At 68.0% G+C, this 20632-nt stretch carries 18 protein-coding genes; 13 read left to right on the top strand and 5 right to left on the bottom strand.

Annotation, left to right across the window (positions count from 1 at the left end; translation table 11 throughout):
* Nucleotides 1-3 precede the first annotated feature (3 nt).
* The 5 genes from AB0L70_RS11735 (at nt 4) to AB0L70_RS11715 (ending at nt 6740) form a co-directional block, all read left to right on the top strand.
* Nucleotides 4-1011, top strand: coding sequence for a dipeptide ABC transporter ATP-binding protein (locus AB0L70_RS11735; RefSeq protein WP_363682787.1), 1008 nt, complete (start codon nt 4-6; stop codon nt 1009-1011).
* 18 nt (nt 1012-1029) lie between these two features.
* Complete coding sequence (locus tag AB0L70_RS11730) at nt 1030-2862, top strand: hypothetical protein (RefSeq protein ID WP_363682785.1); 1833 nt, start codon at nt 1030-1032, stop codon at nt 2860-2862.
* Between the two features lie 46 nt (nt 2863-2908).
* Nucleotides 2909-3655 (top strand): 4-hydroxy-tetrahydrodipicolinate reductase, encoded by a 747-nt coding sequence (gene dapB, locus AB0L70_RS11725; protein ID WP_363682783.1) that lies wholly within the window; start codon nt 2909-2911, stop codon nt 3653-3655.
* Complete coding sequence (locus AB0L70_RS11720) at nt 3652-4095, top strand: hypothetical protein (RefSeq protein WP_363682781.1); 444 nt, start codon at nt 3652-3654, stop codon at nt 4093-4095. Before dapB ends, AB0L70_RS11720 begins: the two co-directional genes overlap by 4 nt.
* A gap of 134 nt (nt 4096-4229) precedes the next feature.
* The gene (locus tag AB0L70_RS11715; RefSeq protein WP_363682779.1) at nt 4230-6740 is read left to right on the top strand and encodes a tetratricopeptide repeat protein; all 2511 of its coding nucleotides are present in this window, start codon (nt 4230-4232) and stop codon (nt 6738-6740) included.
* A gap of 432 nt (nt 6741-7172) precedes the next feature.
* Here the strand turns inward: AB0L70_RS11715 and AB0L70_RS11710 are convergent, their stop codons facing one another.
* From AB0L70_RS11710 to AB0L70_RS11695, 4 genes are all read right to left on the bottom strand, one after another.
* On the bottom strand, nt 7173-8897 hold the full coding sequence (locus tag AB0L70_RS11710) for an alpha/beta hydrolase (RefSeq protein WP_363682777.1): 1725 nt from the start codon (nt 8895-8897) through the stop codon (nt 7173-7175).
* A gap of 101 nt (nt 8898-8998) precedes the next feature.
* Nucleotides 8999-9559 carry a winged helix-turn-helix domain-containing protein gene (locus AB0L70_RS11705; protein WP_363682775.1) on the bottom strand — a complete coding sequence of 187 codons (561 nt, stop codon included), beginning with the start codon at nt 9557-9559 and terminating at the stop codon, nt 8999-9001.
* Between the two features lie 43 nt (nt 9560-9602).
* Nucleotides 9603-10208 carry a GNAT family N-acetyltransferase gene (locus AB0L70_RS11700; RefSeq protein ID WP_363682773.1) on the bottom strand — a complete coding sequence of 202 codons (606 nt, stop codon included), beginning with the start codon at nt 10206-10208 and terminating at the stop codon, nt 9603-9605.
* A 66-nt stretch (nt 10209-10274) separates the two neighbouring features.
* Entirely contained in the window at nt 10275-11459 is a 1185-nt protein-coding gene (locus AB0L70_RS11695; RefSeq protein WP_363682771.1) for a DUF418 domain-containing protein, read from the bottom strand.
* Nucleotides 11460-11646: 187 nt separating this feature from the next.
* On the opposite strand from AB0L70_RS11695, the gene paaA reads away from it, so the two are divergent.
* The 5 genes from paaA to paaE are packed head-to-tail and all read left to right on the top strand — an operon-like array spanning nt 11647 to nt 15138.
* Nucleotides 11647-12564, top strand: coding sequence for a 1,2-phenylacetyl-CoA epoxidase subunit PaaA (gene paaA / locus AB0L70_RS11690; RefSeq protein ID WP_363682768.1), 918 nt, complete (start codon nt 11647-11649; stop codon nt 12562-12564).
* A complete protein-coding gene (paaB, locus tag AB0L70_RS11685) occupies nt 12561-12839 on the top strand; it encodes a 1,2-phenylacetyl-CoA epoxidase subunit PaaB (protein ID WP_363682766.1) in 279 nt (92 codons plus the stop codon). The genes paaA and paaB overlap by 4 nt, the downstream gene beginning before the upstream one ends.
* Complete coding sequence (paaC, locus tag AB0L70_RS11680; protein ID WP_363682764.1) at nt 12836-13576, top strand: 1,2-phenylacetyl-CoA epoxidase subunit PaaC; 741 nt, start codon at nt 12836-12838, stop codon at nt 13574-13576. The genes paaB and paaC overlap by 4 nt, the downstream gene beginning before the upstream one ends.
* Complete coding sequence (gene paaD / locus AB0L70_RS11675) at nt 13570-14046, top strand: 1,2-phenylacetyl-CoA epoxidase subunit PaaD (protein WP_363682762.1); 477 nt, start codon at nt 13570-13572, stop codon at nt 14044-14046. Before paaC ends, paaD begins: the two co-directional genes overlap by 7 nt.
* Entirely contained in the window at nt 14047-15138 is a 1092-nt protein-coding gene (gene paaE / locus AB0L70_RS11670) for a 1,2-phenylacetyl-CoA epoxidase subunit PaaE (protein ID WP_363682760.1), read from the top strand.
* A 328-nt stretch (nt 15139-15466) separates the two neighbouring features.
* On the opposite strand, the gene argG is transcribed toward paaE, so the two are convergent.
* The gene (gene argG / locus AB0L70_RS11665; protein WP_363682758.1) at nt 15467-16900 is read right to left on the bottom strand and encodes an argininosuccinate synthase; all 1434 of its coding nucleotides are present in this window, start codon (nt 16898-16900) and stop codon (nt 15467-15469) included.
* Between the two features lie 112 nt (nt 16901-17012).
* Between argG and AB0L70_RS11660 the strand changes: the two genes are divergently transcribed.
* The 3 genes from AB0L70_RS11660 to AB0L70_RS11650 all read left to right on the top strand — a co-directional run bounded on the left by AB0L70_RS11660 (nt 17013) and on the right by AB0L70_RS11650 (nt 20609).
* Nucleotides 17013-17807 carry a metal-dependent hydrolase gene (locus tag AB0L70_RS11660; protein ID WP_363682756.1) on the top strand — a complete coding sequence of 265 codons (795 nt, stop codon included), beginning with the start codon at nt 17013-17015 and terminating at the stop codon, nt 17805-17807.
* A 196-nt stretch (nt 17808-18003) separates the two neighbouring features.
* A complete protein-coding gene (gene dapA, locus AB0L70_RS11655) occupies nt 18004-18918 on the top strand; it encodes a 4-hydroxy-tetrahydrodipicolinate synthase (protein WP_363682754.1) in 915 nt (304 codons plus the stop codon).
* On the top strand, nt 18915-20609 hold the full coding sequence (locus AB0L70_RS11650; protein ID WP_363682752.1) for a ribonuclease J: 1695 nt from the start codon (nt 18915-18917) through the stop codon (nt 20607-20609). Before dapA ends, AB0L70_RS11650 begins: the two co-directional genes overlap by 4 nt.
* The last annotated feature ends 23 nt before the right edge of the window (nt 20610-20632 follow it).

Raw genomic sequence — 20632 nt, 5'->3', positions numbered from 1 at the left:
GTGATGGCGGACGAGTTGCTGGTGGCAACGGATCTGGTGAAGCACTACGACATCAGCCCGGCGCTGTCCTTCGGCACCAAGACCCTGGTCCGTGCAGTAGACGGCGTCGATCTGACCCTGCGCAAAGGCGAGTCGCTCGGCATCGTCGGCGAGTCCGGCTGCGGGAAGTCCACACTGGTCCGGCTGCTCGCCGCCCTGGAGAAGCCGACCTCGGGCGAGCTCTCGTACGGCGGTGTCGACGTCAGCAAGCTCCGGGGCCGCGAGCTGCGGAAATGGCGCCAGAATGTCCAGGTCGTCTTCCAGGACCCGTACTCGAGCCTGAATCCGCGGATGCGGGTCGGCGAGATCATCGCCGAGCCGCTGGAGGTCCACCCGGACGTCTCCCGCGGCCTGGACATCAGGAACCGGGTCCGGGAGCTGCTCGAGCTGGTCGGGCTGCGGGCAGAGGACGAGACGAAGTTCCCGCACCAGTTCTCCGGCGGTCAACGGCAGCGGATCGGGATCGCGCGGGCGATCGCGCTGAACCCCGACGTACTGCTCTGCGACGAGCCGGTGTCCGCGCTGGACCTCTCCGTCCAGGCCCAGGTGGTGAACCTGCTGATGCGGCTGCAGCGTGAGCTGGGTCTCAGCATCATCTTCGTCGCCCACGACCTGTCCGTAGTCCGGCATGTCTCGGACCGGGTCGCGGTGATGTACCTGGGCCGGGTCGCCGAGCTGGGCGAGCACCAGCAGGTGTACGACGTACCCGCGCATCCGTACACGCAGGCCCTCCTGTCCGCCGAGCCCGGACTGGCCCGGCAGGGCCGGAAGCGGATCGTGCTGGCGGGCGACCCGCCGTCACCCGTGATGCCGCCTTCGGGCTGCCGTTTCCACACCCGCTGCCTGCGCGCGGAGGACCGCTGCAGCAAGGAGGAGCCGCAACTTCGGCTGATTCCGGCCGGCCAAACGGTGGCCTGTCACTTCGCCGAGGACGCGCAAACCGCCTACACACCCGGGGTGGCTGTGGAGTGATGGCCTAGGGTTGCGGCCGTGAGTGCACTACCGATGACCCCTAGGAGCAGGCAGTTCGTCCTGCTGATCGGGGTCATCGTGGTTGCCGGCGGGCTGGCGGCCTGGTGGGTCCTGACCGCGGGGCGTGTCGCCAACGAGGGCCTGGACATCACCGACGAGGGCTACTACCTGCTGTCCTACCGGTGGTGGAACAGCAACCCGCTGGCGCTGACCGGCGTGCAGTATCTGTACGGACCGGTCTTCGAGTGGCTCGGGTACGACGTCGCCCGGTTGCGGCTGTTCCGGCTGCTGACGGTGGTCGTCGTACACCTGCTCTTCGGGTACAGCTTCATGCGCTGGTTACGCGGTCGGCGGCCGGGAGCGGCGCCGACCAAACTGTGGGAGCTGGCCGGGATGGCGGTCGTCCTGGCCGCGGGCGGAATGTGTTACAGCTGGCTGCCGCTCACGCCCGGCTACAACGATGTGATCCTGCTCGGTGCGCTCACGCTGGTGTCGTGTGTGCTCTGGATGGCGACTGCGGTCGACCGCGAGAAGGAGGTCCCGGGCTGGGTGCTGGTCGGGGCCGGTCTCGTCATCGGTGTGATGGTGCTGGCGAAGTGGACCTCGGTGGCGGTGATCGGGCTGATCGTGGTCGCGGCCGTCGTCGTACTGGCCGGTCAAGGCCGGCGAGCCGTTGCCCGCGGCATCCTTTTCGCCCTGGGCGGGCTGGCGGTGGCGGCGCTGGTGGTGCAGCTGTTCGTGGTCCGGCTGAACGTGGCGGTGCCCGGGATCATGACCGTGAACAAGTTCATCGCGGGTACGTCGTACTCGCCGGCCGAACTGCTGCACCTCTACTGGTCGAGCACGCTGGAGCTGTTCGGACGGACGCTCCAGGCGCACTGGTTGCTGCTGATCGCGACCGCAGTGGCAGTAGTGGGTCGGTGGCCGCGGGTGCGGATCGCCGCGGCGGTCCTCGCCGTGGCCGGGTTCGCGCTGTCGATCTGGCAGGTGGTCAGAGGCGACGGTGCGCTCGGCGGGTCCGGGCACACGACGGATTACACGGTGACGTTGCTGGCCGCAGTACTGGTCGCTGTGGTTGCGGCGGTCGGTGCCGTGGTGGCCGGGCGGACCGGCGTGACGGATCGGTCGCTGCTGAGCCGTGAGAACACGCGGGGCTGGGTGATCCTCGGACTGCTCGTGGTGTTGCCGCTCGTGCAGGCCTTCGGGACGAACACCCCGCTGTACCAGATCGGCTTCAACGCGTTCGCCGCCTGGGCCGCGGTGATGATCGCGGTGCTGACGGGGATATGGGCCACGCCGGTGGTGGCCAGAGCGACGGTCGGGGTCGTCACGGTGGCATCGCTGGTCGCGGTCGGGACGATCGCGTACAGCGGCATGTTCCTCTACCCGTACCGATCGGTCGGGCATTCGCAGCTGACGGCCCCGGCGAAGCAGCCCGCCTTCAAGGGGCTCTACCTGCAGCCGGCCGCGGAGGACAACTTCACCGAACTCGCGGCCCGGCTCAAGCCCTACACCGGCCAGGCCGGACGGCCGATGCTCGCCTTCGACAAGATGGCCGGGATCGTGCTGATGCTCCAGGGCCGGCCGGTCGGGGAGGCGTGGGTCGCGCCGAAGGAGCGGGAGCGGACCGCGGCCGGGATCGAGGAGGTCTGCCGGAAGGGTCAGCCGTGGGACCCGAGCCGGCGCCCGATCATCATCCTCAACCGCGCGATCTCGGACGTGGAGATCACCGCGCTGCGGGCCTGCCTGCTCGACTTCCGGACCGACTACCGGCTGCTCGCACCCGCGCCGGAGACGATGGGCGTGCAGGTCTGGGTGCCCCGTGCCGAGGGTGCCGTGAAGACACCCTGACCGGATGAGATCCTGGTGGCCTCGAATCCACTCCGGAAGGGTGCGCATGATCAAGGTCGGTGTGCTGGGGGCCAAGGGCAAGATGGGCGCTCAGACGTGCCTCGCGATCGAAGAGGCCGACGACCTCGAACTGGTCGCGCGGCTGGACCAGGGCGACGAGCTCGACCAGCTGACCGAGGCCGGGGCCCAGGTGGTGGTCGACTTCACCCGCCCCGAGGTGGTGATGGACAACCTGGCCTGGTGCATCGAGCGCGGCATCCACGCGGTCGTCGGCACCACCGGGTTCGACGACGAGCGGCTGGACACGTTGCGCGGACTCCTGGAGAAGTCGGCGGGGACCGGCGTACTGATCGCGCCGAACTTCTCGATCGGCGCCGTACTGATGATGCAGTTCGCGGCCAAGGCAGCGCCGTACTACGAGTCCGTCGAGATCGTCGAGCTGCACCACCCGGACAAGGTGGACGCGCCGTCCGGGACAGCACGCCGTACGGCGGAACTGATCGCGGCCGCCCGCCGGGAGGCCGACGCCCGGCCGATCCCGGACGCGACCACCACCGCACTCGACGGCGCGCGGGGTGCGGAGGTCGAGGGGATCCGGGTGCACGGGGTTCGGCTGCGCGGGCTGGTTGCGCACCAGGAGGTCCTGCTCGGTGACGAGGGGGAGACCCTGACGATCCGGCACGACTCGATGGCGCGGGTCTCGTTCATGGCCGGCGTCCTGCTCGGCGTCCGCCGCATCGTCGAGACCCCCGGGCTGACGGTCGGCCTCGAGCACTTCCTGGAGCTTGATTGACGGCCAAGCGGACCGCCATCCTGCTGGCGGTCGTCTTCGTCGCGTACGCCGTACTTCTCGGTTGGCGCGGGGTCTTGCTGATCGGGACCGGCGACCCGGTCGCGATCGTGCTCGGGATCGCCGTCCTGGTCATCCCACTGCTCGGGGCGTACCTGGTCTGGCGGGAGCTGCAGTTCGGCCGCCAGACCGAAGCGCTCGCCCGGGAGCTGGAGGCGGCCGGCGGTCTGCCGGTCGATGACCTCCCGCGCCGCCCGTCCGGCCGGATCGACCGGGCCGCTGCGGACGCCGCCTTCGGGAGGTACAAGGAGGAGGCGGAGGCGGCCCCGGAGGACTGGCGGGTGTGGTTCCGGCTGTCCACGGCGTACGACGCGGCGGGGGACCGGAAACGGGCCCGTTCGACCATGCGGACGGCGATCGCGCACCACGACAGGGCGGTCTGAAGGCTGCGAGTTACCTGGGAGTTGGCTGTGAACCACGCGAGGTGACTGACAAGGCAGTGCGGAAAGAGATAGTTTCTCACCAAGGCTATGTGGCAGCCGCCACATAGGGGTCGGAGACTGGGTGGAGCCGTCCTGTGCCATCAGACGGGTCTCGCCGCGGCTCGGACGACGTGCAGGGGGCAGGTTTCGGCGGCCTGTTGCGCCGGCACCGGCGAGAAGCCGGGCTGTCGCAAGAGGGATTGGCCGAACTTGCCGGCTTGAGTGTCGACGCGATCGCGGCGTTGGAGCGGGGACGTCGGCGCGCGCCGCGCGCGCACACGTTGCGGCTGCTCGCGGACGCCCTTCGGCTGGGTGATCTGGAGCGCTCGCAGCTCACGGCCGCGGCACGCCGCGAATCCGAGAGCAGCCGGCCGGCGATGCGCCAGCCACCCGCGCCGCCGAACGGGCTGATCGGCCGGACCACCGAGCTCAACGCCTCCAAGCGATTGCTGGGCCAACGCATCACCCGCCTGCTGACTCTGACCGGACCCGGTGGTGTGGGAAAGACCCGTCTCACCATGGCCGCGGCCAGTGAGCTGGTCGACAACTTCCAGGACGGCGTCTGCTGGGTGCCGCTGGCGTCACTGAACGATCCAGCCGCCGTACTGCCTGCCGTCGCGGCTTCTACCGGCCTGCACCTGCTGGAGAGCACCAGACTGGTCGAGGAGATCGCCGAACAGATCGGCCGCAGCCACATGCTGCTGGTCTTCGACAACTGCTCCCACGTGGTCGCGACCGTCGGCCAGATCTGCTCCGTGCTGCTGGAGTACTGCCCGAACCTCTCGATCCTCGCCTCCAGTCGCGAGCTCCTCCGGGTCTCGGGCGAGAGCGTGTACGTCGTACCCGCACTGGCTCTGCCGCACGACGACGACCAACTGGAGTCGTCGGCCGCAGTCCGGTTGTTCGTCGAGCGGGCGACGGCTCGCGGCTACGACCCGACCGGGCAGATCGATCAGGTCGCGCGGGTGGTCAAGCGGCTGGAGGGCATGCCGCTCGCGATCGAGCTGGCCGCGGCGCGGACGAACATGATGACGATCGAGGAGCTGGCGTCCGAGCTGGAGACGTCGTTCGGCATCCTGAGCGGCGGCTCGCGGACGGTGTCGCCGCGACAGCAGTCCATGTACGGCGCGATCGAGTGGAGCCACGACCTGCTCACCCCGGCCGAGCGGGACGTGTTCGCCCGGCTGTCGGTGTTCGTCGGTGGCTGGACGTTGAGCGCGGCCGCGACGCTCATGTCGGGGAAGGCGTCGCCGGGACCACTGGAACGGGCCGAGGCGCTCGACCTGACCGGGCGGCTCGTCGACAAGTCGCTGATCCGGGTGATCCGGCGTCGCGGCATGGCGCGGTACTACATGCTCGCGGTGATCGGCGAGTTTGCCGCCGACCGGCTGGTTGCCGCCGGCAAGACCGACGAGGCGGCCGACCGGCACGCGCAGTTCTACATCAAGCTGGTCGAAGAGGCGGAGGCCGAGTTGCGCGGCCCGAACCAGGCCGAGTGGCTCGATCGACTGGACGGCGAGCTCGACAACCTCCGGGCCGCCATGGCGTGGACGTTGCGGACCAGGGCGGCCAAGGACGCCCTCCGGCTCGCCGGCGGACTCTGGTTGTTCTGTTACCTGCGCGGGCACTACGCCGAAGGCAGCCAGTGGCTGGAACGATCACTGTCCCTGGCGGACGCGGTGCCGGCCGAGGACCTGACCGGCGTCGAGTCCTACTGCGCGAAGGCGAATCTGGGTGCCGGCACGCTGGCGTTCCTTCAGTGTGAGTACGACGCCGCGACGGTCCGGCTCGAGCTCGCGCTGTCGCAGTACAAGGCCCTCGACGACGCAGCCGGTACGGCGCTCGTCCTGCAGCGGCTCGGGGGAGTCGCCCGGGAGCGCGGGGACTACGAGGCCGCGGAAGACCTGCACTGCGAGAGCTACGACCTGTACGAGAGCTTGGGCGACCGGAACGGAATGTCGTGGGCGCACAACCACCTGGGCTTCGTCGCGTGGCTGCGTGGTGACCTCGAGGTCGGGGCTCGCCGCTGCCGGCGGGCGCGGGACAGCTTCCGGATCCTCGGTGACGGCGAAGGCCTGGCCTGGTCGCTGATCAGCCTCGGCACGATCGCGCAGTACGAAGGTGAACTGGTCGAGGCCGAGGATCTGCTGCAGGAGAGCCTGGCGTTGTCCCAGCGGCTCGGGTACCGCGAAGGTGTCGCCTGGTCGCTGAACCAGCTGGGCATCGTGGAACGGCGTCGCGGCGTGACGGAACGCGCCGTACATCTGCTGGACGAGAGCTTGGCCGAGCATCGCGATCTGGGCGACCGGTGGCGGTCGGCCAGTGTGCTCGAGGAGCTGGCCGCAGTCGCCCAGCAACGTGATCGGGGCGAGTACGCCGCGTTCCTGCTGGGTGCCGCGGACGGCGTCCGGGAGGTCATCGGCGCACCGGTGCCGGTGATCGAGCAGCTGGACCACCAGGCCACCCGGGCCGCGGTCGAGAAGTCGCTGGAACGGCGCGCATTCCGTACGGCGTGGTCGGCCGGCCGGGCCGCTCCACTGGCGGCCGTCGCGGACGGCTATCCACCGCCGACGAATCCGAACGCGGATCGCTCCGGCCGGATCTGAACGGCAATCGGATCAGCCTGCCACCTGGCTGCTGATCCGATTGGTGCCTCGCGGAGCACCACGACCTGGGGGATCGACGGCACCCCGCGAGGGATCTGAGGGCGCGGGCTTCGTCCGTGGGCCCGGCCGGCTGTGTTCTGTCTGACCCCCCAGGCAGTCCCCCCACCCCACAGCCGGCCGAAGCCACGTCGGCGATGGTCACCGTCGTCGAGCCCTCCCAGTCGACGTCCGGTTCCTCCGCGCTGACTCAAGGTTGTCGAAATCACGCTCTGTCGCACAGGGACGTTACCCTGACATCGCCCTGACAAATTTGTCCTGACAACGAAAGCCCGGCCGGAATTTAGCCCACGGTGATCAGGAAACACCCGAGGGTAGGGAAAAGGTGGCAGGAATTGGCCACAAACCCCCAGCGGTTCAAACGTTCGCTCGGCGTCAGTGCAGATACCCGGAGACGGCTTTGCTGAATCCGGCGATCCGGCGCAGCGGCGCACCTTCGGCGTACCCCTGCTCCTCGCTCTCTTCGAGACTCGGAGCCGGTGCACTCGGCGCGGGGATGCCTTCGCCGGCGCAGCTGGTGTCCTTGGGCGGTGCGGTCCCGGTGGTGAGGAACGTGTTGATGATCTTGTCGGCGCACTTGTTCACCCCGCCGTACACGCCGTGGTCGCCTTCACCGGTGACGGTGAGCAGACGCGAACCGGCGTACCGGTTGTGGGCCGAGACGGCGAGGCCGTAGTTGGTCGCCGGGTCGTGGACCGACTGCACCATCAGCGTTGTGGGCAAGCCTTTGCCAGTCGGCGTGGGCATCGTGAGGTTGGGCCGCTTCCACGAGAAGCAGGGGTTCTCCGTCATGGTCCAGCCGAGCAGCGGGTAGTGCGGGCCGAGGCGGCCGGCCATCACTTCGCCGTACTCGCGTCCTTGCGGCCAGGGGGTGTCGTTGCAGGTGACCGCGGTGAACGTGGCGGACTCGGCGTCATCGCCGGTGAGCCGGCCGACCGGCCGCAATCCGACCGTCGCCCGGTTGGCGCGCTGGACCAGCTCGTGCTGCCGTGCCACCGACAATGCGTCGACGTGCCGCTGCGCGGCCTGGGGCCCGCCCTTTGTCTGCGCCTCGGAAAGGCCACGCAGAAATGCCAGGTCGGTGGCGAGTGAATTGAAGTCGAGCTTTGTATACATATCCCCGGCAACCATGTTGTCCAGGGTGTTCTCGTCGTAGCTGATCTTGATCGAGCCGTCGAGGAACTCCTCGACAGCGGGCTGCTTCTTGAGTACGGCGCGTAACCGTTCGTAGGTCCGGATCACCAGCCGTGGCGATGCGCCGAGGTGCAGGTCGGCGTCGTACTTGGCGGCCCAGGTCGCGAAGTCCTCGCGGAACCGGCGCTCGAACGCCTGCGGCTGGCCGATGAAGGTGTTCAGCCAGGGCTGCGTGAAGTCGGTGTTGGAATCGAGCACGAAGCGGCCGACGTGGTCGGGGAAATAGGTCTGGTAGTACGCCCCGAGCCAGGTGCCGCCGGAGTAGCCGACGTAGTCGATCTTGTCGAAGCCGAGCAGTTGCCGGATCAGGTCCATGTCCTGCACGGTCTGCGCGGTGTTCACGTAGGGGAGCAGGCCGCGCGACATCCGGTCGCAGTACGGCTGGGCCAGTTGGGACGCCTCGGCGATCAGGTCGAGGTTCCACGGTTCCCGGTCGCGCGCGTCCATCGTGTAGCCGGGGGAGCCCTGGCAGGTCACGTTGCTGCTGTCACCGGTGCCGCGCGGGTCGAACCCGACCGCGAGGTGGTCCTTCGCCAGCGGTGCCTGACTTGCCAGGTACGGCGCCATCCCGAGGCCGGCGCCACCCGGGCCGCCCGGGTTGCCGAATACGACCCGGCTCGGCTTGCCCTTGAGCGGTGCGACCTTGCTGACCGCGAGCTGGATGTCGTTGCCCGCGTACTGGTTCGCCCAGTCGCGTGGTGCGGTGATCTTCGCGCAGTACGTCCGCAGCTCCGGATCGCCGCACTGGATCCAGTCCGGTCTCTGCTTCAGGTACTTACTGGCGACCGGATGCGCCCGGTCGACGACCGTCGCTTGTTGCATCGAGGCGGTTGCGCCCGAGCCCGGAACGACGAGTACGGCGGCAGCGGAAAGACCCAGGCCGACGGCCAGGGTGAGGTACTTCATGAAGACTCCAGCGGACCTTGCGTAATCGGACCGTTGCAATCTGTCATGCTCGCCGATGCCGGTCGAGCACCACCCCCGGCCGGTCGTGGATCGGCCGGATGCTATGTGCCCGACGGCAGGAAATAGGCGAGCATGCGGACCCGCCGGGCGTCGGCCGGCGGCTCGGTCCGGTTCAGGTAGGGCTTCAGCATGATCTCCAGATCTGCTTGGATCTGGTTCAGTTCGTCCGCGGTCACGGTCATCCCGGCATTGAACAGGCCGGCCGCGCGGGCCCACTTGAGCTCCAGTTGCGGCTCGGTGTTCTCCACCCAGTCGCGCGGCAACCGCTCGTAGCTCAGCAGCATCGCGCCGGCCAATGCTCTGGCGGCGGCCTGGGTCTCTTCGGTACCCGACTCCGGCACCTCGAAGAACAGCCCTCGCCCGACCGCACGCCACCCGTCTCCGTCGGCCACCACCAGCCCAACCTCGACGAGCTTCTCGACGTGGGCCTGGGTTGCGTCCGCGTCGATGCCCGCGTGGGCGGCCAGCTCGTCGATGCTCGCCGTACCGTGCCGAGTCAGTCGATCCACCAACGCCAGTCGGATCGGATCGGCAAGCGCCCGCATCGCGGCCGCTTCGGTCAGAACCATGTCCCCGACGTCATTCACTTCTACCTGCGCCATGCGCGCAAGAGTCGCACGTCAGGCGGCCAGGTTCACGCTGACCTCAGTCGTCTGAGCCTGGGTCGGTGTGGAGGCGGATCTGCTTGATCCGGACCGACTCGTCGCCGTAGAGGTCGAGTTCGCGGTGGGCGCCGTCGGGGGCCCAGCCGGCTTCGGTGTAGAAGGCGCGGAGGACGTCGTCGGTGGAGTTGACCCAGACCGTCACGCGGGTGAAGCCGTCGGCGCGGACGGTGTCGACGACCGCGTTCAGCAGACGGGAGCCATGACCGGCGCGAGTGGCGTCGGGCTGGACCGCGAGTTCGGCGATCAATGCATCGCGTTGCGGGTCCGAGTCCGGGTCGTCGGACGGCGTGATCGCGGCGAAGCCGACGAGGTCGCGGCCGGCGAGCGCGACCATGACCCGGTTGCGGGCCTCGCCGGGTGCGAGCAGTGCCGCTCGCCACTGGGCCGCGAACTGCGCGGGGTTCAGGTCCGCGAGTACATCCGCCGGCAGTAGACCGGCGTACGACGCGCGCCACGCCGCGACCTGGATCTCGCCGATCGCGTTCGCCTCGGCCGGAAGGGCCAACCGCACGCTCGTCTCGGCCACGGGGCTGTCACCGGACAGATCCGACAAGTTGGCGGGTTCCGGTACGCCGAAGTCACTCATGGCCTCAATCCTCGCAAAAGCAGTGTTGCCGGCCGGACACCAGGTCCGGCCGGCAACAGCTGAGGGTCAGTAGACGAGCCGCCGCAGCAGGGTCTCAGCAGGCCCGCGGTACGAACGCTTGCTCATCACGTAGGCCCCGATCACCGACACGACCCAGACGCCGATCGCGCAGAAGAAGGCGGTGTACGCCGTACTCCCGAAGCGCAGGTGGAGCGTGAACGGAGCCAGCAGGACCATCCAGCTCACCGACTGGAACAGGTAGCCGGACAGCGAGCGCTGACCCAGGGCAGAGACGGCCCGGACCGGAAGCGACAGCTTGGTGATCCGGGAGACCAGCAGGGCGAACAGTGCGATGTAACCGGGGCCGCCGAACATCCCGCTGACGTGAGACAGGTAGTTGACCGAGTCGACTGCCGACTCGTCGACGTGCATCCAACCGGCGCCCACGAGTGCGAGCGGCAGCCCGCCCAGGACGGTGATGCCCATCCCGACGGCGGCGACCCAGGAGAGTAGCTTGCGGTGTGCGGCCGGGTTCTCCAGGATCTGCTTGCGGGCGGCCCAGATACCCAGCCAGACGACCATGATGAAACCGAGCACGGTGGCGGTGTGCAGCGGGTACTCCTGCAGCCGGTCGATCAGACTCGCGCCGTACGACGTGGCCGCCAGCGACGGGTTCGGCTCGTTGACGAGCGGGTGCGCGGGGCCTGAGCTGTTCAGGAGCGCGACTACGGCCTTCGCGCCGGTGGCCAGGACGTAGAGGGCCTCGATGACCCAGATGCCGACGATGATCCGATGGAACTTGTCGCTGCGATTGATCAGAAGCAGCGTGCAGACGATGCCGACGATCCCGTACGCGCCGAGGAAGTCGCCGAAGTAAAGCAGGGTCGCGTGGACGAGGCCGAAGGCGATCAGCCAGGCGTTCCGCTTGAGCAGGACCCGCCGGACCGCACCCGGCGTCGCGCCGGCGGAGCGCTGCCGCCGGGCCAGCTGGACCAGGCTGTAGCCGAACATCACCGCGAAGACCGGGTAGGCCCGGGCGTCGACGAAGGTGAGCTTGACGAAGTTCAGCACGCGCTCGAGGCCGTGCGGCGCGCTTTCGACGCCGGGCTGGCCGGCGAAGGCGAAGTTGGCGCTGTTGGCCAGGCCGATCAGCAGCAGCATCGCGCCGCGGATCAGGTCGGGCGCCAGCGCGCGTTCCTTGCTGCGAACCGGGCCGCGGTGGTCGACGGCCGGGAGAGTCTGCGTAGTCACGGGGGACACCCTTCCGAGAAACTGTTCAGTCCTTGAGCTGTTACTCGAATCCTCCTCGGGGAGGCTGTCCGCACCCACTGTGGTGCCACCACTCCTGAGGGTGGGCCTAGCACCACCTCGCGTCCGGCTTTGTGACACCTGTTGTTGATCTGGAGAAAAAGTGTCACATCTCGGCTATGCTGCGGAGATGGACAGCTTCCAGGCGACCATCGACGCCGACGGCCGGATCGAGCCGCGGGACGCGATGCCGGCGGGGTACCGCAAGACCCTGATCCGGCAGATCGCGCAGCACGCGCACTCGGAGATCATCGGCATGCAGCCGGAGGGCAACTGGATCAGTCGCGCGCCGTCGCTGCGCCGCAAGGCGATCCTGATGGCCAAGGTGCAGGACGAGGCCGGCCACGGGCTCTATCTGTACGCCGCTGCCGAGACGCTCGGCGTGGATCGGGCCGACCTGCTCGACCTGCTGCACAGCGGGAAGCAGAAGTACTCCAGCATCTTCAACTACCCGACCCTGACCTGGGCCGACATCGGCGCGATCGGCTGGCTGGTCGACGGCGCCGCGATCGTCAACCAGGTCCCGCTCTGCCGCTGCTCGTACGGGCCGTACGCGCGGGCCATGGTCCGGGTGTGCAAAGAGGAGTCGTTCCACCAGCGGCAGGGGTTCGAGATCCTGCACACGCTGTGCAACGGCACGCCTGAGCAGAAGGCGATGGCGCAGGACGCGCTGGACCGCTGGTGGTGGCCGTCGCTGATGATGTTCGGCCCGCCGGACTCCGCGTCCACGCACTCCGAGCAGTCGATGGCGTGGGGGATCAAGCGGCACAGCAACGACGAATTGCGCCAGCGTTTCGTCGACATGACCGTCCCGCAGGCCGACGTGCTCGGGATCCGGGTGCCGGACGACGGACTGTCGTACGACGAAGAGTCCGGGCACTACCGCTTCACCGAGCCGGACTACACCGAGCTGTACGACGTGGTGAAGGGCAACGGCCCGTGCAACCAGCAGCGTCTCGCGCATCGGGTGAAGGCGCATGAGGACGGCGCGTGGGTCCGCGAGGCTGCGGCGGCGTACGCGGCGAAGAAGGCGGTGCGGGCAGCATGATCGAGCCACTGTGGGAGGTGTTCGTTCGCTCGCGTCGTGGGCTGTCGCACACGCACGTGGGCAGCCTGCACGCGCCCGACGCGACCATGGCGTTGCGGAACGCGCGGGACGTGTACACCCGTCGCCAGGAAGGCGTGTCGATCTGGGTCGTGCCCGCGTCCGACATCACCGCGTCCAGCCCGGACGAGAAGGACGAGTTCTTCGACCCGGCCGGCGACAAGGTCTACCGGCACCCGACCTTCTACCAGGTCCCGGAAGGCGTCGAGCACCTGTGAACGACCTCTTCACCTACACGCTCCGCCTCGGCGACGACGCGCTGATCTCGGCGCAGCGCACCGCCGAGTGGATCGCGGCCGCCCCGCAGCTCGAGGAAGACGTTGCCCTAGGCAACATCGGGCTGGACCAGCTGGGTCAGGCCCGCTCGCTGCTGCAGTACGCCGGTGTGGTCGAAGGTGCCGGTCGCTCGGAGGACGATCTCGCGTACTTCCGCGACGAGCGTGAGTTCCTCAACCTGCAGCTGTGCGAGCTGCCGAATGGTGACTTCGCGCATGCGATGGCTCGGTTGCTGTACTTCGCGACGTACCAGCAGTTGCTGTACGAAGAGCTGCTCGCGAGTGCTGACGAGACGCTGTCGGGCGTTGCTGGGAAGGCGGTCAAGGAGGTCGCGTACCACGTCGACCATGCGACCCAGTGGGTGCTGCGGCTTGGTGACGGCACCGAGGAGAGTCATGGGCGGATGCAGGCGGCGCTGGACGCGCTCTGGCCTTACACGGCTGAGCTTTTCGAGTCGGACGAGCTCGTACGGCGTCTGTCGGTCGCAGTGGACCCGTCGACGTTGCAGGACGAGTGGACTCGTCGGGTGCTGGCTGTGATCGACGAATCCACGTGCGACCGGCCATCGTCGTCGTACCAGCACAGTGGTGGTCGCAGTGGTCGGCATACCGAGCACCTGGGGTATCTGCTCGCTGAGCTGCAGCACGTGGCTCGTTCGCATCCGGGGGCGACATGGTGACGGACACTGCGATCCTCGAGGCGGTAGGCGAGGTCGCTGATCCTGAGGTGCCGGTGCTGACGATCGCGGACCTCGGCGTACTGCGTGGGGTTCGGCATGACGGTGATGAGGTCGTCGTGACGATCACACCGACGTACTCCGGTTGTCCGGCGATGGACGTGATCCGGCACGAGGTCGAGCTGACGCTGCAGGCTCTGCACGTCGATGGACGGGTCGAGACGGTGTTGTCGCCGGCCTGGACGACGGAGTGGATGAGTGAGTCCGGGAAGGCGAAGCTGACCGAGTACGGGATCGCGCCGCCGACCGGTCGGCGGGCGGTCGGGCCGGTGATGGTGTCGCTGGCGATCCGGTGTCCGTTGTGTGGGTCGCCGGATACCTCGGAGCTCAGCCGGTTTGGGTCCACCTCCTGCAAGTCGCTCTGGCGGTGCAACAGCTGCCGGGAGCCCTTCGATCACTTCAAGGCGATCTAGATGACGACGACGACTGTGGCTCCCCGGCGGCGGGCTGTCTTTCACCCGTTGAAGGTGGCGGCGATTGACGCGATCACCGATGATTCGGTCGCGATCACGTTCGCGGTGCCGGCTGAGCTGGCGGGGGAGTACGAGTTCAGCGCGGGGCAGCATCTGACGATCCGGCGGGCCGGGGACGAGGTACGGCGGAGTTACTCGATCTGCTCGGCCGCCGGCTCAGGGGTGCTGCGGATCGGTGTGAAGCGGATCCCGGGCGGTGAGTTCTCGGCGTACGCGGCTCATGAGCTGAGGGTCGGAGACGAGCTTGAGGTGATGACGCCACTCGGGCGCTTTGGTACGACGCTCGATCCGGCGAACGTGAAGCACTATGCGTTCGTGGCCGCGGGGAGTGGGATCACGCCGGTGCTGTCGTTGGTCGCGACGATCCTGTCGGTTGAACCGTCGAGTCGGGTCACGTTGCTTTATGGGAACCGGACTGCCGGTTCGGTGATGTTCGCGGATGATCTGGCGGACCTGAAGGATCGGTACGCCGAACGGTTCCATCTCGTGCACGTGTTGTCGCGGGAGTCGACTGAGGTCGAGTTGTTCAGCGGGCGGATCGACGCAGAGCGGTTGCAGCGGATGTTCGCGACCATCCTGCCGTTGGACAGTGTGGACGACTGGTTCCTGTGTGGGCCGTACGCGATGGTCGTCGGTGCGCAGGAGTTGCTGCTGAGCGAGGGCGTGACGCGGGAGCATGTGCACGCCGAGCTCTTCCACGTCGGCGACGAGGCTCCTACAGCTCCGGTCGAGGAAGCTCAGGTGGATGAGGACGCCGCACAGGTGACGGTCATCCTCGACGGCCGTCGCTCCACCTTCGCCCTGGCCGAGCACTCGAAGGTCGTGCTCGACGCGACTCTCGCCGTACGCAGCGACGCCCCCTTCGCCTGCAAGGGCGGCGTCTGCGGCACCTGCCGCGCCAAGGTCCTCGAAGGTTCCGTTCGCATGGACACCAACTGGGCCCTAGAACCAGACGAAATCAGAGCCGGCTACGTCCTAACCTGCCAATCCCACCCCACCACCCCCGCAGTAACCCTCGACTACGACGCCTAAAAGAGCTAGGGGACTTAAGCCGCGCCACCCCACCAGGCGAGTGCCCCCACCCCACCCATCAGGGCAAGGAAAGCCCCAACCGAGCAGGGAGAGGGACGCCCCGCACCCGAGCAGGGGAAGTAGCTCGCTGAATAACATCCAGCGGCCGCGGCGGCGAAGGGTTGAGTGAACCTGCCCGGCCGCATGAGAGACAAGCAGGCCCGGGTGGGGTCAAACGAAAGAAGATGAAGGTTCGGGCAGGGAGTGCACGCCTCGGGGACCGTCGTGGTGAGGTCTGACCTGGGAACTGGCCGGCCGCGGGGAGCGACCGGCCAGGGGAGGGCATGTATTAGTCGGTGCCGGATTCCATGGCTGCTCGGTCCAGGAGTTCGTCGGATTCGGTTGCTTCGCCTCGGGAGGCGATGGCGTTGGCGCCGCCGGTGGGCATGGGGCCGATGAGGTCGGTGGAGGAGGCCAGGGCCGGGTTGGAGCTGCCGAACATGCCGAGACCGGCGTACTGCTCGAGCTTGGCGCGGGAGTCGGCGATGTCCAGGTTGCGCATGGTCAGCTGACCGATCCGGTCGACCGGGCCGAACGCCGAGTCCTCGATCCGCTCCATCGACAGCTTGTCGGGGTGGTAGCTGAGCGCCGGGCCAGTCGTGTCGATGACCGAGTAGTCCTCACCCCGCCGGAGCCGCAGTGTGACCTCACCGGTGACCGCCGTACCGACCCACCGCTGCAGGGACTCCCGCAGCATCAGCGACTGAGGGTCCAGCCAGCGACCCTCGTACATCAGCCGCCCGAGCTTCCGGCCCTCGTTGTGGTAGCTCGCCAGCGTGTCCTCGTTGTGGATCGCGTTGACCAGCCGCTCGTACCCCGCGTGCAGCAACGCCATCCCCGGCGCCTCGTAGATCCCGCGCGACTTCGCCTCGATCACCCGGTTCTCGATCTGGTCCGACATCCCCAGCCCGTGCCGGCCACCGATCGCGTTCGCCTCCAGCACCAGATCGACCGCGGAGCCGAACTCCTTGCCGTTGATCGTCACCGGCCGGCCCTGCTCGAACCCGATCGTCACATCCTCGGGCGAGATCTCGACCGAGGGATCCCAGTGCCGCACACCCATGATCGGGTCGACGGTCTCGATCCCGGTGTCGAGGTGCTCGAGCGTCTTCGCCTCGTGCGTCGCACCCCAGATGTTCGCGTCGGTGGAGTACGCCTTCTCGGTGCTGTCCCGATACGGCAGCTGGTGCGAGACCAGCCACTCCGACATCTCCTTCCGCCCGCCCAGCTCCTGCACGAACTGCGCGTCCAGCCACGGCTTGTAGATCCGCAGCTGCGGGTTCGCCAGCAGCCCGTACCGGTAGAACCGCTCGATGTCGTTGCCCTTGAACGTCGACCCGTCGCCCCAGATCTGTACGTCGTCGTCGAGCATCGCCCGCACCAGCAACGTGCCGGTCACCGCCCGCCCGATCGGCGTGGTGTTGAAGTACGTCCGCCCGCCAGACCGGATGTGGAACGCGCCACAGGCCAGCGCGGCCAGACCCTCCTCGACCAGCGCGGCCCGGCAGTCGACGAGGCGCGTCAGCTCAGCGCCGTACGCCGTGGCTCGGCCGGGAACCGAGGCGATGTCAGGCTCGTCGGCCTGACCCAGATCGGCGGTGTAGGTGCACGGGACCGCGCCCTTGTCGCGCATCCACGCGACCGCGACCGACGTGTCGAGACCGCCCGAGAACGCGATCCCGACCCGCTCACCAACTGGCAATGACGTAAGTACCTTGGACACAGGAAAAGTATGCATCACCCTGCATGATTATGCAAAGCGGCGAGCCTCCCCGCCGGACCGTGTCCTGGTTGGCACGATGAGCGCTCCGCGGTGAGGGGAGTGGTGGGGCGCCATGATGGGGCGGTCGCATGCGGTGTCGGGGTGGTGCGCCGGTCTGGCGGTCGCCCCGCTGATCGGGCTGACGTCCGTGGCGGAGATGGTTCCGTTCGCCGCAGCCACGGCCGGCTACGCCCTCGTCCCGGATCTCGATCACCCTGGCGCCAGCGCGTCCCGGCTGCTCGGCCCGGTGACCCGGCTGGTCTCCGGAGCTGTGCGTACCTTCTCCGGTGTCCTCTACAACCTCACCAAGGGACCACGCGACGAGGACAGCACCGGAAAGCATCGTCACGCGACCCACACGCTGGCCGCCGCGATCGGGCTCGGCATCCTCGCCGCCAGCCTCGGCGACCGCGGGAAGTGGGCGGTCCTCGCAGTCGCAGTGACCGGTCTCCTACTGGCGGCCGACGCGCTCGGCGACTGGATCATCTTCGTCGCCCTCGGCGGCGCCGCCTGGTCGGTCACCGGTACGGCGCTCCCCGGTACGACGGCCGCCGACGCCGTACAGGCTGGTCTGTCCGAGATCGGCGGCTGGATCGGGATGGCGGTCGGTCTCGGCATGTTCGTCCACTGCCTCGGCGACAGCCTCACCCGCTCCGGCTGTCCATGGCTCTGGCCGCTGCCGATCCGTGGCGAGACCTGGTACGAACTCCGGCTGCCGCGGCTGTTCCGCTTCAGCACCAACAGCTGGGTCGAGCGCTTGCTGATCGTGCCGGCTCTGACGGTTGCTGCCGTACTCCTCCTACCTGGTGCACTCCCGGCGGTCGAGCATCTCTTCGACGCGACCTCGATTTGGATTGCTGGGCGATGATTTCTCGACGAAGAGTGATGACGAGCTCACCGAAAGTATTCGCAGAAGTTTTTCCGGATTTTCTTGGCAGAAGCTGTAACGACTACGGGGTTGTGCCCGATAGGACGAGTGAGCCTGGTGGCTGCCCGGACCCCCGAGCGGACAGCCACCAGGCCTACTCATTTCTCCAGGGCTGCGGAGCGGTAATCTGACCCCCATGTCCTCGCCAGCACGTACCGCGTCGCCGGATCTGCCTTTCGGCCGTCTGACGACCGCGATGATCACTCCGTTCCGGCCCGACGGCTCGCTGGATCTCGACGCTGCGCAGAAGGTGGCCGGATACCTGGTCGACCGGGGTAACGACGCGCTCGTGATCAACGGGACCACCGGCGAGGCGCCGACCACCTCCGACGCGGAGAAGGTCCAGCTGATCAAGGCCGTGCTTGAGGCGGTCGGCGACCGCGCCAAGGTCGTCACCGGCGTCGGCACGAACGACACCGCGCACACGATCGAGTGCGCCAAGCAGGCCGAGGCCGCTGGAGCCGACGGGCTCCTGGTCGTCACGCCGTACTACAACAAGCCTCCGCAGGACGGGCTGCGCGCGCACTTCACCGCGGTCGCCGACGCGACCGGCCTGCCGAACATGGTCTACGACATCCCGGCGCGTGCCGCTGTGGAGATCAAGACCGAGACCCTGCTCGCGCTGGCCGAGCACCCGCGGATCGTCGCGGTGAAGGACGCCAAGGGCGACGTCGCCGGGGCCACCAAGGTGCTGGCCAACACCGATCTGTTCTACTACTGCGGGGCCGACGAGCTGAACCTCGCCTGGCTCGCGATCGGTGCGGTCGGGATCGCCAGCGTGGTCGCGCATGTCGCGAGCCCGGAGTACCGGCAACTGATCGACGCCGTGGTGGCCGGCGACCTCGCCACCGCACAGGAGATCGATCGACGGGTTGTGCCCGCCGTCGAAGCGATCATGACCAGGACCCAGGGCGCGATCATGGTGAAGGCCGCGCTGAAGCTGGCCGGCGTCATCGAGCACGCGACACTTCGGCTGCCGCTGGTTGAGGCGACCGCCGAGCAAGTGGACTGGCTCACCACCGACCTCAAAACGGCAGGACTGATTGCATGAGCCATCCCCATCCAGATCTCGACGCGCCCGGACCGCTGGCTCCGGGCGCTTTGCGGGTCATCCCGCTCGGCGGCCTCGGCGAGGTCGGCCGCAACATGACGGTGTTCGAGTACGACGGCAAGCTGCTGATCGTGGACTGCGGCGTACTGTTCCCGGACGAGAACCAACCCGGCGTGGACCTGATCCTGCCGGACTTCCAGCCGATCCGGGACCGGCTCGACGACGTCGTCGCCGTGGTCCTGACCCACGGCCACGAGGACCATATCGGCGGGTTGCCCTACCTGCTGCGTGAGCGGGGTGACATTCCGGTCATCGGTTCGCAGCTCACGCTCGCGCTGCTGGAGGGCAAGCTGAAGGAGCACCGGCACCGCAACGTGCCGCAGCAGACCGTGGTCGAGGGTGAGAAGCTTCAGATCGGCCCGTTCGTCTGCGAGTTCGTCGCGGTGAACCACTCAATCCCGGACGCGCTCGCGGTCGCGATCAAGACGCCGGCCGGCCAGGTGCTGCACACCGGTGACTTCAAGATGGACCAGTTGCCGCTGGACAATCGGATCACCGACCTGCGTGCGTTCGCCCGGCTCGGCGAGGAGGGCGTCGACCTGTTCATGGTCGATTCCACCAACTCCGAGGTGCCCGGCTTCACCACCCACGAGCGCGACATCGCTCCGGTGCTCGACCGGGTCTTCACCAACGCGAAGAACCAGCGCATCATCGTCGCCTGTTTCGCCTCGCACGTGCACCGGGTCCAGCAGGTCATGGACGCCGCGGTGAAGCACCGCCGCAAGGTCGCGTACGTCGGCCGTTCGATGGTCCGCAACATGGGCGTGGCTCGTGATCTCGGCTTCCTGACCGTCCCCGGCGACACGCTGATCGACATGCGCGAGCTGGAGAACTACCCGCCGGAGCAGGTCGTGCTGGTCTCGACCGGCTCGCAGGGTGAGCCGATGTCGGCGCTGTCCCGGATCGCGGCGAACGACCACCACGTGGTCCAGATCCAGCCGGGCGACACCGTCGTACTGGCGTCGTCGTTGATCCCGGGCAACGAGAACTCGGTGTACCGGGTGATCAACGGTCTGACCCGGCACGGCGCGAACGTGATCCACAAGGGCAACGCGCTGGTCCACGTCTCCGGCCACGCGAGCGCGGGCGAGCTGCTCTACTGCTACAACATCGTCAAGCCGCGCAACGTGATGCCGGTGCACGGCGAGATCCGGCACCTGCACGCGAACGCCGACCTGGCCATCCAGACCGGCGTCCCGCGCGAGAACGTGGTGGTCGTCGAGGACGGTGTGGTGGTCGACCTGATCGACCGCAAGGCCGTCGTGGCCGGCAAGGTCGACTGCGGGTACGTGTTCGTCGACGGCTCGACCGTCGGCGACATCACCGAGACCTCGCTGAAGGATCGCCGGATTCTCGGCGACGAGGGTTTCATCTCGGTCATCGCCGTGATGGACTCGGTCACCGGCAAGCTGACGGCCGGTCCGGAGATCCAGGCCCGCGGGTTCGCCGAGGACGACACCGTCTTCGACGACCTGAAGCCGCGGATCGAGGCCGAGATCGAGAAGGCGATCGGTGGCGGCGTGGACGACATGTACCAGCTGCAGCAGGTGATCCGCCGGGTGGTGGGCAAGTGGGTCAGCGACACTCACCGCCGCCGCCCGATGATCATCCCGGTCGTCGTGGAGAGCTAAGTGCCTCGTGCGAGGCACTGAGA

Origin of the sequence: Kribbella sp. NPDC051952, assembly GCF_040680855.1 — a bacterium.
GTDB lineage: Bacteria > Actinomycetota > Actinomycetes > Propionibacteriales > Kribbellaceae > Kribbella.
The sequence above is the reverse complement of the archived record's forward strand: the minus strand, read 5'-3'. Positions and strand labels throughout refer to the sequence as shown.